General features: G+C 69.0%; 12 protein-coding genes. 2 read left to right on the top strand and 10 right to left on the bottom strand.

The window, feature by feature from the left end; all coding sequences use genetic code 11:
* Positions 1-6: 6 nt before the first annotated feature.
* The 3 genes from hisD to dnaE are packed head-to-tail and all read right to left on the bottom strand — an operon-like array spanning position 7 to position 6,182.
* The gene (gene hisD, locus ACPYN5_RS05605; RefSeq protein WP_424447997.1) at positions 7-1,305 is read right to left on the bottom strand and encodes a histidinol dehydrogenase; all 1,299 of its coding nucleotides are present in this window, start codon (positions 1,303-1,305) and stop codon (positions 7-9) included.
* A 31-nt stretch (positions 1,306-1,336) separates the two neighbouring features.
* Positions 1,337-2,614, bottom strand: a complete 1,278-nt coding sequence (locus tag ACPYN5_RS05600) for a hypothetical protein (RefSeq protein WP_424447996.1) — start codon at positions 2,612-2,614, stop codon at positions 1,337-1,339.
* Positions 2,615-2,663: 49 nt separating this feature from the next.
* A complete protein-coding gene (gene dnaE / locus ACPYN5_RS05595) occupies positions 2,664-6,182 on the bottom strand; it encodes a DNA polymerase III subunit alpha (RefSeq protein ID WP_424447995.1) in 3,519 nt (1,172 codons plus the stop codon).
* A 47-nt stretch (positions 6,183-6,229) separates the two neighbouring features.
* On the opposite strand from dnaE, the gene ACPYN5_RS05590 reads away from it, so the two are divergent.
* Positions 6,230-6,703 carry an NUDIX hydrolase gene (locus tag ACPYN5_RS05590; protein WP_424447994.1) on the top strand — a complete coding sequence of 158 codons (474 nt, stop codon included), beginning with the start codon at positions 6,230-6,232 and terminating at the stop codon, positions 6,701-6,703.
* Positions 6,700-7,302: a cyclodeaminase/cyclohydrolase family protein gene (locus tag ACPYN5_RS05585; protein WP_424447993.1), complete on the top strand. Its 603-nt coding sequence runs from the start codon at positions 6,700-6,702 to the stop codon at positions 7,300-7,302. Before ACPYN5_RS05590 ends, ACPYN5_RS05585 begins: the two co-directional genes overlap by 4 nt.
* 71 nt (positions 7,303-7,373) lie before the next feature.
* Here ACPYN5_RS05585 and ACPYN5_RS05580 read toward each other — a convergent pair whose 3' ends face one another.
* From ACPYN5_RS05580 to ftsZ, 7 genes are all read right to left on the bottom strand, one after another.
* The gene (locus tag ACPYN5_RS05580) at positions 7,374-8,294 is read right to left on the bottom strand and encodes an RluA family pseudouridine synthase (protein ID WP_424447992.1); all 921 of its coding nucleotides are present in this window, start codon (positions 8,292-8,294) and stop codon (positions 7,374-7,376) included.
* Between the two features lies 1 nt (position 8,295).
* Entirely contained in the window at positions 8,296-8,874 is a 579-nt protein-coding gene (lspA, locus tag ACPYN5_RS05575) for a signal peptidase II (RefSeq protein ID WP_424447991.1), read from the bottom strand.
* Between the two features lie 3 nt (positions 8,875-8,877).
* Complete coding sequence (locus ACPYN5_RS05570; protein ID WP_424447990.1) at positions 8,878-9,459, bottom strand: DivIVA domain-containing protein; 582 nt, start codon at positions 9,457-9,459, stop codon at positions 8,878-8,880.
* 121 nt (positions 9,460-9,580) lie between these two features.
* Positions 9,581-9,883 (bottom strand): YggT family protein, encoded by a 303-nt coding sequence (locus tag ACPYN5_RS05565; protein WP_424447989.1) that lies wholly within the window; start codon positions 9,881-9,883, stop codon positions 9,581-9,583.
* Between the two features lie 6 nt (positions 9,884-9,889).
* A complete protein-coding gene (locus ACPYN5_RS05560) occupies positions 9,890-10,351 on the bottom strand; it encodes a cell division protein SepF (RefSeq protein ID WP_424447988.1) in 462 nt (153 codons plus the stop codon).
* Between the two features lie 31 nt (positions 10,352-10,382).
* Entirely contained in the window at positions 10,383-11,069 is a 687-nt protein-coding gene (locus ACPYN5_RS05555) for a YggS family pyridoxal phosphate-dependent enzyme (protein ID WP_424447987.1), read from the bottom strand.
* Between the two features lie 12 nt (positions 11,070-11,081).
* Positions 11,082-12,233 carry a cell division protein FtsZ gene (gene ftsZ / locus ACPYN5_RS05550; protein ID WP_424447986.1) on the bottom strand — a complete coding sequence of 384 codons (1,152 nt, stop codon included), beginning with the start codon at positions 12,231-12,233 and terminating at the stop codon, positions 11,082-11,084.
* Positions 12,234-12,393: the final 160 nt, after the last annotated feature.

Here is a 12,393-nt window from a genome sequence, read left to right as displayed (position 1 = left end):
CCCAGATTACGCGTCGAATCGCGCGGAGACCGCTTCGCCGTGCGCCGGGAGCTGTTCCGAGTCGGACAGGGCGAGGATGCCGTGGTGCACGGCGCGCAGCGCTTCGCGGTCGTAGGAGATCACCTGCTGCGAGCGGAGGAACGTCGCGGCCCCGAGACCGGCGGCATAGCGGGCCTGTCCCCCGGTCGGAAGCACGTGGTTGCTGCCCGCGAGGTAGTCCCCCAGGCTCACGGGCGTGTGCGAGCCGACGAACACCGCACCCGCGTTGACGTAGTCGTCGGTGCGGGGCTCGACCAGGTGCAGCTCGAGGTGCTCGGGCGCGTAGGCGTTCGAGAAAGCCGTCGCAGCGGGGATGTCGTCGACGAGGACGATGGCCGACTGCGGTCCGTCCAGAGCGACGGCGACCCGCTCCGCGTGCCTGGTCGCCGCTGCTCGGGCAGCGACCCGCTCCGCCACGCTCGCGGCCAGGGTGGCGGAATCGGTGACCAGCACGGCGGCCGCCTGCTCGTCGTGCTCGGCCTGGCTGACGAGGTCGGCAGCGACCAGATCGGCGTCGGCCTCACCGTCGGCAACGATGAGAATCTCGGTGGCGCCGGCCTCGGAGTCGGTGCCGACAACGCCGGCGACGACGCGCTTGGCGAGCGCGACGAAATTGTTGCCGGGCCCGGAGATCACGTCCACCGGGTCGAGCTCGAGGGAAGCCACACCGTAGGCGAACGCCCCGATCGCGCCCGCGCCGCCCATGGCGTACACCTCCGAGACGCCGAGAAGCCGTGCCGCCGCAAGGATCACCGGGTGGACCCGCCCGCCGTGGTCTCGCTGCGGAGGCGATGCGAGCGCGACTGTCTCGACGCCGGCGACCTGCGCCGGCACGACGTTCATCACGACGCTGGACGGGTACACCGCCTTGCCGCCGGGAACGTAGACGCCGACCCGCCGCACGGGTCGCCAGCGCTGTTCGACGCGGGCACCAGGCCCGAGCTCGGTGACCCGGTCGGGCGGCACCTGCGCTGCGGAGGCCAGCCGCACCCGCCGGATCGACTCTTCGATGGCCTCGCGGACAGCCGGTTCGATCGCCTCGAGCGCCTCGTCGAGGTGCTCGCGAGGGACACGGACGGCGTGTCCCTCGACCCCGTCGAAACGGGCCGCCTGCTCACGGAGCGACGTCTCGCCGCGCGACGCGACATCATGCACGATCTCGGCCGCGGTAGCCAGAGCGAGTCCGCGGGCAGCCTCGGCCCGGGGAACGGCGGCGAGCAACTCGGCGGGCGTCAGACGACGTCCGCGAAGATCGATGGTGCGCATCGTTCCAGGCTAGCGCGCAACCGCGTCGCCCTCAGCCGCGCGTGACGTCGTGCACGTCGTGGAGGTAGCCGACACGGCCGTCCTCGTGACGCACGACGAAGACCTCTCCCCGATCCTCGATGACGAGCGCCCAGGCGGTCGGTCCGATGCGGAACAGCGGCGCGCCCGTCGCGTCGACGACATCGCGCTCCTCGGGAGCGAGCGCCCAGAACGCCTGCGGCGCTGAGACCGGCTCGATGACGGTCGTTGCTCCGCTGTCGAAGGGTTCGGCGGCGTCCGCCGGGGCGGACTCGGCGACGCCGGACGACGCGGCACCTGCGGTCGGTGCCGCATAGCCCGTGTAGTCGGCGTACCCGCCGGCAGTGCCGACGTGGGCGTTCTCGGCCGCGGCCGGCCGAGCCGACACCGGTCGGGCCACCACCGGCCGCGTGGCCCGCGCGACCCGGTGCGCCGGCGACTCGGGGCGGTGCCGGAAGTCCTCGCCGAGGACGGGCAGGTGCGGGGCGACGACCGTCAGCACGACTCCCCCGAGGGCCAGGATCGCCTCGACCCAGACGACCCAGCTCGCCAGGAACACGCCCGACTGCGCGAGCCCCGCGAAGGAGCTCCAGATGATGCCGAGCCACACGACGGCCGACACCGAGAACGCCACCGACGCGAACTGGTCGATGCCGAGCGAGCCGACTCGCCGGATCCCCTGGGGGGAGAAGCGGCGGAGCACGACGAGGAAGACCGCGACGGTCGGCACGCCGATGGTCAGCACCCAGTCGATCCCCGCGCCCCACACCGAAACGCCCGCACCGAAACGCCCGTAGACCGGGAAGAACGAGCAGATGAACGCCAACGCCCACACCCCGACGAGCGATACCTCGCGGATCGAGAGCGGACCGACGCCGTACTGCGGGGGCTCGGCGCCCCCGGAGGCCGCGCCACCGGCGACGGCGACTGCAGCGGCATCCGATCCGCCCGACGGGGCGGGCGTCTGCTCGGCGGCCGGGTGCGACCACTCCGTCTCGTCTGCGTAGCCGCTCGAGGCGTGATCCGCGGCGGTGGCATCGGCCTCGTCGTGAGCCTCGCCATCAGCCGGCTCGATCGGCTCGATCGGGTCGCCGTGCTCGACGGGCTGAACGGTGGAACCGTCGATCACGACGGCAGCATCCGGAGCCGGTGCGAACGCGTCCGCAGCCGCACTGGGCGACGAGCTCTCGACTCCGCCCGCGGGAGCGGCTTCAGCCGCCGGGTCGGCGATGCCGGGCGCCGCGCTTTCGGGGCGGTCGTCGTCGGAGCGGATGTTCTTCTCGTCGGTCACGATGTTCCCTTCGTCGCGGCGGTTGCGCTGCGGTGCGATCCTACCCGGCTCACCCCAGACACTGAGGTCCGAGGAGGCCCTTCAGCTCTCCGTAGAGGTCGGGCGTGACACGCACCGGATGCGGCACCTCGAACACCTTCGCGGTTCCGGCTCTGTGGAGCTTGAGAGAGACCTCGGTGTCGCCGCTGTGCCGGCGGAGAACCGCCGCCAGCTCGCCGATCGTCGACTCGGTCGCGCGCTGCTCGGGCAGCAGCAGCACGAGCGGTCCGGACGCGTCGAACGAACCGAGGTCGGGAGAGAACGCCGACTGGCCGTGCAGGTTGAGCCCGTCGTCGCGACGCGACACCCGGCCGCGGACCACGAGGATCGAGTCGGCCTGGAGCATGCTCTGGAACTCGGTATACGTCTTGCCCATGAACATGACGGTCACTTCACCGTCGAAGTCCTCGACGGTGATCATTCCGTAGGGATTGCCGCTCTGTTTCGCCACGCGATGCTGGACGCTCGTGACGAGCCCCGCGACCGTGACCTGGTCGCCGTCCTGCACATCCTCGGACGCGAGCAGATCGTGGATGGAGGTCGACGCGTGCTTCGCGAGCGGGATCTCGAGCCCGGCCAGCGGGTGATCGGACACATAGAGCCCGAGCATCTCGCGCTCGAAGGCGAGCTTGTCCTTCTTGGTCCACTCGGGACGCTCGGGCACCTTGGCCGGCATGACCTCCTCGGCCTCGTCGTACAGGCTGTCGAAGTCGAATCCGATGGCGCCGGTGGCCGCCTTGCGCTTGGCATCGACAGCGGCCTCGACGGCATCCTCGTGGATCTCCATCAGCGCGCGGCGCGTCGAACCCAGCGAGTCGAAGGCGCCGGCCTTGATGAGCGATTCCACGGTGCGCTTGTTCGCGACGTGGAGCGGCACCTTCGTGAGGAAGTCGTGGAAGCTCACGTAGTTGTCGTCGGCGCGGGAGGCGATGATGCCGTCGACGACGTTCGCTCCGACGTTGCGGACGGCCCCCAGGCCGAAGCGGATGTCTTCGCCGACGGCGGCGAAGTACCGGATCGATTCGCCGACGTCGGGCGGCAGCACCCGGATGCCCATTCGGCGGCATTCGTTGAGGTACACGGCCATCTTGTCCTTCGAGTCGCCGACGCTCGTCAGGAGGGCGGCCATGTACTCGGCGGGATAGTGGGCCTTCAGGTACGCCGTCCAGTACGACACGAGTCCGTACGCGGCGGAGTGCGCCTTGTTGAAGGCGTAGTCGGAGAAGGGCAGGAGGATGTCCCAGAGCGCCTGGATCGCCGCCTCGCCGAAGCCGCGCTCCTTCATGCCGCCCGAGAAGCCCTCGTACTGCTTGTCGAGCTCGGACTTCTTCTTCTTGCCCATCGCGCGACGCAGGATGTCGGCCTGTCCGAGCGAGAAGCCGGCCACCTTCTGCGCGATCGCCATGACCTGCTCCTGATAGATGATCAGGCCGTAGGTGGTGTCGAGGATGTCGCGCAGGGGCTCTTCGAGCTCGGGATGGATCGGTGTGATCGGCTGCAGGCCGTTCTTGCGCAGCGCGTAGTTCGTGTGGGAGTTCGCTCCCATGGGACCCGGTCGGTACAGCGCGATGACGGCGGAGATGTCTTCGAAGTTGTCGGGCTTCATCAGCCGGAGCAGCGACCGCATGGGTCCGCCGTCGAGCTGGAACACCCCGAGCGTGTCGCCGCGCGTCAACAGGTCGTAGGCCGGTCGGTCGTCGAGCTCGAGGTGCTCGAGGTCGAGCTCCTCGCCGCGGTTCAGCCGGATGTTGTCGAGCGCGTCGGAGATGATCGTGAGGTTGCGAAGCCCCAGGAAGTCCATCTTGATCAGGCCGAGCGTCTCGCACGACGGGTAGTCGAACTGCGTGACGATCTGACCGTCCTGCTCACGGCGCATGATCGGGATGATGTCGACGAGCGGCTCGGACGACATGATGACGCCGGCCGCGTGCACGCCCCACTGGCGCTTCAGCCCCTCGAGCCCGAGCGCCCGGTCGAACACCGTCTTGGCCTCGGGATCGGTGTCGATGAGGGCGCGGAACTCGCTGGCCTCCTTGAACCGCGGGTGGTCTTTGTTGAACATGCCGTCGAGGGGCATGTCCTTTCCCATCACCGGCGGCGGCATCGCCTTCGTCAGCTTCTCCCCCATGCTGAACGGGAAGCCGAGCACGCGCCCGGCATCCTTCAGCGCCTGCTTCGACTTGATCGTGCCGTAGGTGACGATCTGCGCGACGCGTTCGGAGCCGTACTTCTCCGTCACGTAATCGATGACCTCGCCGCGGCGACGATCGTCGAAGTCGACGTCGAAGTCGGGCATGCTGACGCGGTCGGGGTTGAGGAATCGTTCGAAGATGAGCCCGTGCTCGAGCGGATCGAGGTCGGTGATGCGCATGGCGTAGGCGACCATCGAGCCGGCGCCCGAGCCGCGACCGGGACCCACCCGGATGCCGTTGTCCTTGGCCCAGTTGATGAAGTCGGCGACGACGAGGAAGTAGCCCGGGAAGCCCATCTGCAGGATGATGCCGGTCTCGTACTCGGCCTGCTTCCGCACCTTGTCGGGGATGCCGCCGGGGTACCGGTAGTGCAGACCCGCCTCGACCTCTTTCACGAGCCAGCTGTCTTCGGTCTCGCCGTCGGGCACGGGGAACCGCGGCATGTAGTTGGCCGAGGTGTTGAACTCGACCTCGCACCGCTCGGCGATCAGCAGCGTGTTGTCGCACGCCTCGGGGTGATCCCGGAAGAGCTGACGCATCTCCTGGGCCGTCTTGATGTAGTACCCGTCGCCGTCGAACTTGAAGCGGTTCGGGTCGTCGAGCGTCGAGCCGGACTGGACGCACAGCAGGGCCGCGTGGGCGTCGGCCTCGTGCTGGTGCGTGTAGTGGGAGTCGTTCGTCGCGACGAGCGGGATGTCGAGGTCTTTCGCCAGACGCAGCAGGTCGGTCATCACGCGCCGCTCGATGGAGAGTCCGTGGTCCATGATCTCGGCGAAGTAGTTCTCCTTGCCGAAGATGTCCTGGAACTCCGCCGCGGCCGCACGCGCTGCGTCGTACTGCCCGAGACGGAGGCGCGTCTGGACCTCGCCGGACGGGCAGCCCGTGGTCGCGATGAGTCCCTTGCCGTAGGTCTGCAGCAGCTCGCGGTCCATACGCGGCTTGAAGTAGTAGCCCTCCATGCTCGACAGGGAGCTCAGGCGGAAGAGGTTGTGCATGCCCTCGGTGCTCTGGCTCCACATCGTCATGTGCGTGTAGGCGCCCGAGCCCGAGACGTCATCGCTCTTCTGCTCGGGCGAGCCCCAGGCGACGCGGGACTTGTCGCTGCGGTGGGTGCCCGGCGTCACGTACGCCTCGAGTCCGATGATCGGCTTCACCCCGGCGGCCTGAGCCGCCCGATAGAACTCGAACGCGGCGAAGGTGTTGCCGTGGTCGGTGACGGCGATCGCGGGCATGCCGTAGTCGGCCGCCGCCTGGGTCATGGCCGCGATCTTGGCTGCACCGTCGAGCATCGAGTACTCGCTGTGCACGTGCAGATGAACGAAGGAGTCGGATGCCACCAGACGAGTCTACGTTCGGCCCCGGACACCGGTCCTAGGCTGAGCGCATGGCCACTCCTGACTTCGTCCTCGACCTGCGCGAGAAGATCGGCACGGCACCGCTGCCCCTCGTCGGGGTGACCGCCGTCGTCTTCCGAGACGAGAAGGTGCTCCTCGGCAAGCGGGCCGACAACGGCAGCTGGCAGCCGGTCTCGGGCATCGTCGACCCCGGTGAGGAGCCCGCGGACGCGGCCGTGCGCGAATGCGCAGAGGAGGCGGGTGTCGTCGTGCGCGCCGAACGTCTCGCCCTCGTGCACCAGATTCCTCGCATCGTCTACGCCAACGGAGATCAGGTCGACTATCTCGATCTCGTCTTCCGCTGCACCTGGGTGTCCGGTGAACCGCACCCCGCGGACGGCGAGCTGACGGAGGTGGGGTTCTACGATCTGGGCGCGATGGTCGACGTCGCGCCCGAACACGTGCGCAAGATCGCCCTCGCCGTCGCGGAGGACGATCCGGCGACGTTCCGAGGCGGCCGGTGAGCGCCCGCGTCGCGCTCGGCGATCTGCTCGACGCCCTCGCCCGCGACCACGGGGACCCGGGGGGCGGCGCCGCCAGCGGAGTCGTCACCGCCGTCGCTGCGGCGCTCGCGCAGATGGTCAGTCGTTACAGCGCCGCAGAGCCGGCCGCCGCAGACATCGACGACCGCCTCGCCGTTCTGCGCGACGAGGCGATCACCGCGGCGGACGAGGACGGACGGGCATCGGGCGCCCTCGGCGCGGCTCTGCGTCCCGTCGATTCGGATGAGCGCGATGAGCGAGACCGGCGCATCGTCGAGGCGGCCACCCGCGCTGCCTCGACATCCGCGTCGATAGGCGAGATCGCGCTCGGCGTCTGGCGCGAGGTGCGACTCCTCTCCGACGTCGGCAACCGGCACCTGATGTCGGATATCGCGGTGGCGGCGGATGCCGTGGCCGCGGGACTCGGCGGTGCAGCGACCAATCTCCGCGGTGGGCTCGAACTCGTGCGCGCCCACGGCGATGCGCGTCCCGTCGAGGACGCGCATCGGAAGCTCGTGGATCGGCTCATCGAGGCCCGGCGTGAAGCCCGCTCTCTCGCCGACCGGCTCGGTGAGCCGTGACGCTGCGCCGAGCCGTGACGCTGCGCTGAGGCCGTGACGGCGCCCTGGGGCCGCGACGGCGCGCTGAGGCGTCAGTCGCCGCGGAGCACCTCGAGAGCGCGCGCGAGGTCGGGCGCGTACGGTGACGCGAAGGAGGACCACTCCCCGGTCACCGGGTGCTCGAACGCGAGGCGGTGCGCGTGCAGCCACTGTCTGGTCAGGCCCAGACGCGCCGAGAGCGTCGGGTCCGCACCGTAGAGCGGATCTCCGACGCACGGATGCCGGTGCGCGGCCATGTGGACGCGGATCTGATGCGTCCGGCCGGTCTCGAGGTGGATCTCGAGCAGCGAGGCCCCGGGGAACGCCTCGAGAGTCTCGTAGTGCGTCACCGAGTCCTTGCCCGTCGGTGTGACGGCGAACTTCCAGGAGTGCGACGGGTGACGTCCGATCGGGGCGTCGATCGTGCCGGCGAGCGGATCGGGATGCCCCTGCACGACGGCGTGGTAGACCTTCTCGACCTCGCGCTCTTTGAACGCGCGCTTGAGCGCCACGTAGGCCCGCTCGCTCTTGGCGACGACCATGAGACCGCTCGTCCCGACGTCGAGCCGGTGCACGACGCCCTGGCGTTCGGCTGCACCGGTCGTGGCGATCCGGTATCCCGCCGCGGCCAGCGCGCCCAGGACGGTCGGTCCGTCCCATCCGAGCGAGGGGTGGGCGGCGACACCAGCGGGCTTGTCGACCACGACGATGTCGTCGTCGTCGTGCACGATGCCGAGATCGGGCACGGCGACCGGCACGATCTGCGCCTCGGCCCGCTCCTCCCAGAACACGTCGAGCCAGCCGCCCGCCACGAGCTTGTCGGATTTGGCGAGCGTGCGGCCGTCGAGAGTCACACCCTCTGCAGCAGCCACGTCCGCGGCGAAGGTGCGCGAGAACCCGAGCAGCTTAGCCAGTGCGGCGTCGACGCGAACGCCGTCGAGCCCGTCGGGTACCGGCAGTGCACGTTGCGGCATCTCAGCGGTCCGCATCCACGGCCGGGGCCGCTTCGGCGACCTCATCCGAGGTGCGACGCTCGCGCGTGCCGTCGAATCGGATGCCGATGACCACCAGCACGGCCACGGAGATCATCATCGTCACGATGAACATGTCGGCGATGTTGTAGATCGCGGACGGGAACCCCAGCCACATCCAGGGAGTGTGGATGAAGTCGATGACGTGACCGACGAGGAATCCGGGTTCGCGGAACAGGCGATCGGTGAGGTTGCCGAGAACGCCGCCCAGCAGGAGACCCAGCACGATCGCCCACGACCGCGTGCGGACACTGCGGACCGTGAGGACGACCACCACGATGGCGACGGCCGCGAGTGCGAGGGTGAACAGCCAGGTGACGCCGGTTCCGAGTGAGAACGCCGCGCCGGGGTTCTTCGTCAGATAGAGCTGGAAGAACTCGCCGAGGACCGGAACCTCACGCTGGTACGGCAGATTCTCGAGAGCGAGGTACTTCGTGAACTGGTCGGCGGCCAGTACCACTGCCGCGAGAATCGCGACGAGGGCACCGGCCGCCGGACCGTTCAGACGCTTGCGCGACGCCAAGGATTACGCGCCGGCCGAGACGCCGGTCGTGTCGAGGTCGCGGAGCTTGCTCTCGATGAAGCCGCGGAGCTGACCGCGGTAGTCCTTCTCGAACTGCTGCAGGTCGGAGATACGACCCTCGAGCGAGATGCGCTCGGCCTCGAGACGAGCGACCTCGTCGCGGCCACGGGCCTCGGCCTCGGAGATGATCGAGGCGGCCTGAGCCTGCGCGTCGGAGATGAGCTTGTCGCGCTGCGCCTTGCCCTCGGCGACGTGCTCGTCGTGCAGGCGCTGCGCCAGCTCGATGATGCCGGCGGATGCGGCGGCCGGGGCCAGGTCGCCAGCCGGCGCTGCCGGCTGCTCCACAGCGGCGACCGGTGCCGGCACGTCCTCGACGACGGGCTCTTCAGCGGGGGCAGCAGCGGGGGTCTCTCCCGACTCGTAGGCCGCGAGCTTCGCCTTGAGCTCTTCGTTCTCGGCGATCGCCTTGCGCCATTCCACCACGATCTCGTCGAGGAAGTCGTCGACCTCGTCGGGGTCGAATCCTTCCTTGAAACGCACGTGCTGGAACTGCTTGGTGACGACGTCTTCAGGGGTCAAAGCCATGGTGTTGTCCTCTTTCAGGGCTCACGACGCGGGCCGGTCAGCCGGCACCCGCCGCAGCGGGCCGTACCCAACCAGCATAGACCGACGCCTTCGCGGTCGCGACGATCGCGTCGCGACCGCGTCAGGCGAAGGTGATCACACGCGTGATCGAGAGCAGGATGAAGCACGCCAGCATGGTGAGCGGGAATGCCAGATCGATTGCGATGACGCCGAGCCTGATCGGAGGGATGACCCGGCGCAGGGTCTTGATCGGAGGGTCCGTGACCGTGTACACGGCCTCGGCGAGCACGAGCATGAACCCCCGGGGCCGCCACTCACGGTTGAACAGCGGGATGTAATCCAGGATCAGTCGGACGAACAGAACGAGGATGTACAGCAGCAGGGCGAAGTAGACGAGTGCGGCGACGAGCCGGACGACATCCACGTCAGATCACTGCGCGAACGGCGCCGCCTCGGGCTCAGCCTGAGCCACGGCGCCGTCGCCGGAGACGGCGATGTTCTCGGGCGACAGCAGGAAGACCTTGCTCGTCACGCGTTCGATGCGGCCGTAGAGGCCGAGGGACAGACCGCTCGCGAAGTCGATCAGGCGGCGCGCATCGGCATCGCTCATCTGCGACAGGTTGATGATCACCGGAACTCCCTCGCGGAAGTTCTCGGCGATGACCTGCGCGTCGCGGTACTGCTTGGGGTGGACGGTCAGGATCTCGCTGACGGTACCGGTGGTGGGCTGACGCACGACCGCCGGACGATGCAGCGGCGTCACCGGCGCGGCCGGCTTCTCGACGGGCTTGTCACGACGGACCGGCTGCTGCTCGGCCTGCGGCTCTTCGTACATTTCTTCCTCATCTGCGAGGCCCAGGTAAACCATGGTCTTCTTCAGCGGGTTCGACATCGCATCCTCCGTTTGCTCGTCTGTTCCGAGGCTATCCGCGGTCCGGTCGCGGTCCCGTTATTGCCGAGCCGATCCGCAGGTGTGTCGCACCGGCAGCGATCGCTTCGACGAAATCGCCGGTCATCCCGGCGGAGATCCAGGTCGCGTCCGGCGCGACCGAGCGCAGGACGTCTGACGCCTGCGCGAGGCGAGCGAAGGCCACGGCGGGCTCCTCGCCGAGTGGGGCGACGGCCATGACTCCGCGCACGTGGAGCCCTGAGCACCGCTCGACCAGGTGTGCGGCGAGCGGCTCGAGCTCGGTCGCCCGGACGCCCCCTCTGCCCGGATCGTCGGTGAGGTTCACCTGTAGGAGAACCTCGAGCGGTCTGCCCTCGGGATCGGCGGCGTCGAGGGCGTCGGCGATGCGGGCCCGGTCGACGGAGTGCACGACGTCGGCGGCAGCCCGCACCGCACGCGCCTTGTTCGTCTGCGCCTGCCCGATGAAGTGCCAACGCACCCCGTCGAGGTCGGCGAGCTCGGCGCGCTTCGCGGTGAGTTCCTGCTGCCGGTTCTCCCCCACATCGCGCACGCCCAACGCGTGCAGCTGCGCGATGAGTGCGGGCGGGTGGAACTTGGTCACGACGATCCTCGTCACCTCGTCCGGCGCGCGACCCGACGCCCGCACCGCGGCAGCGATGCGGGCGTCGACGTCGGCAAGCCGTTCGGCCAGGTCCGGCATGGGGCGATCGGCCTACTTCAGGAAGTCGGGGATGTCGAGGTCATCGTCACCGAAGACCGAGTCGTAGGACTCGCTCTTCGCCGTGACCGGCACCGTCTCCTTGACCTCGCGACGCTCGGCGGGCTCGGCTGCGGCGGCCTCCTGGGCGGGGACCTCCGGCAGCACCGGCGGCGCCGAGGGGCGTGCGGCCGCGATCGGCTCGATGCGGGTCTGCGGCTCGCCCCCGTCGAAACCGGCCGCGATCACGGTGACACGGACCTCGTCGCCGAGGGTGTCGTCGATGACGGTTCCGAAGATGATGTTGGCCTCGGGGTGCGCGGCCTCCTTGACCAGCTGGGCTGCGTCGTTAATCTCGAAGATTCCGAGGTTCGACCCGCCCTGGATCGACAGCAGGACGCCGTGTGCGCCTTCGATCGATGCCTCGAGGAGGGGGGACTCGACAGCGAGCTCCGCGGCCTTGATGGCACGGTCGGCGCCGCGCGCGGAACCGATGCCCATGAGGGCAGAGCCGGCACCCTGCATGACCGACTTCACATCGGCGAAGTCGAGGTTGATCAGACCCGGGGTGGTGATGAGGTCGGTGATGCCCTGGACACCGGCGAGGAGCACCTGGTCGGCGGTCGCGAAGGCCTCGACCATCGAGATGCCGCGGTCGCTGATCTCGAGCAGGCGGTCGTTCGGGACGACGATGAGGGTGTCGACTTCTTCCTTCAGCTTCGACACGCCCGCCTCGGCCTGGCTCTGACGGCGACGGCCTTCGAAGGAGAACGGCTTGGTGACAACACCGATGGTCAGGGCGCCGATCGACTTCGCGATGCGGGCCACGACCGGCGCGCCGCCGGTTCCCGTTCCACCGCCCTCGCCGGCGGTGACGAAGACCATGTCGGCGCCCGCGAGCGCCTCCTCGATCTCCTCGGCGTGATCCTCCGCAGCACGGCGACCGACCTCGGGGTCGGCGCCGGCGCCGAGGCCGCGCGTCAGCTCACGTCCGACGTCGAGCTTGACGTCGGCGTCGCTCATCAGCAGGGCCTGCGCGTCGGTGTTCACCGCGATGAACTCGACACCCCGCAGCCCCAACTCGATCATGCGGTTGACGGCATTGACGCCGCCACCGCCCACACCGACGACCTTGATCACCGCGAGGTAGTTCTGGTTCTGGCTCATGCCGGCCTCCATCTCGTCCCGAACCCTGCTCGTAAACCTTCAACCTCACGTAGAGGTTTAAAGAATTGCCGGGTATGCAATTCCTGAGTTGACGTTAAGCACTGACGGGCACGACGAGGGGATGTGCGCGGCGTGTCGCGACATCCCGGATCGATCCGGT

Origin of the sequence: Microbacterium arborescens (genome assembly GCF_049707515.1) — a bacterium.
In the GTDB taxonomy this organism is placed as follows: Bacteria; Actinomycetota; Actinomycetes; order Actinomycetales; family Microbacteriaceae; genus Microbacterium; species Microbacterium arborescens_B.
The sequence above is the reverse complement of the archived record's forward strand: the minus strand, read 5'-3'. Positions and strand labels throughout refer to the sequence as shown.

What these genes read in the sequence shown, in the direction of transcription:
- ACPYN5_RS05555 (WP_424447987.1), bottom strand. Translation starts at nt 11,069, where the DNA reads ATGCCGGACCTGGCCGAACGGCTTGCCGACGTCGACGCCCGCATCGCT.
- ACPYN5_RS05560 (WP_424447988.1), bottom strand. Translation starts at nt 10,351, where the DNA reads ATGTCGAACCCGCTGAAGAAGACCATGGTTTACCTGGGCCTCGCAGAT.
- ACPYN5_RS05580 (WP_424447992.1), bottom strand. Translation starts at nt 8,294, where the DNA reads ATGCCGCAACGTGCACTGCCGGTACCCGACGGGCTCGACGGCGTTCGC.
- hisD (WP_424447997.1), bottom strand. Translation starts at nt 1,305, where the DNA reads ATGCGCACCATCGATCTTCGCGGACGTCGTCTGACGCCCGCCGAGTTG.
- ACPYN5_RS05570 (WP_424447990.1), bottom strand. Translation starts at nt 9,459, where the DNA reads ATGGCTTTGACCCCTGAAGACGTCGTCACCAAGCAGTTCCAGCACGTG.
- ftsZ (WP_424447986.1), bottom strand. Translation starts at nt 12,233, where the DNA reads ATGAGCCAGAACCAGAACTACCTCGCGGTGATCAAGGTCGTCGGTGTG.
- ACPYN5_RS05590 (WP_424447994.1), top strand. Translation starts at nt 6,230, where the DNA reads ATGGCCACTCCTGACTTCGTCCTCGACCTGCGCGAGAAGATCGGCACG.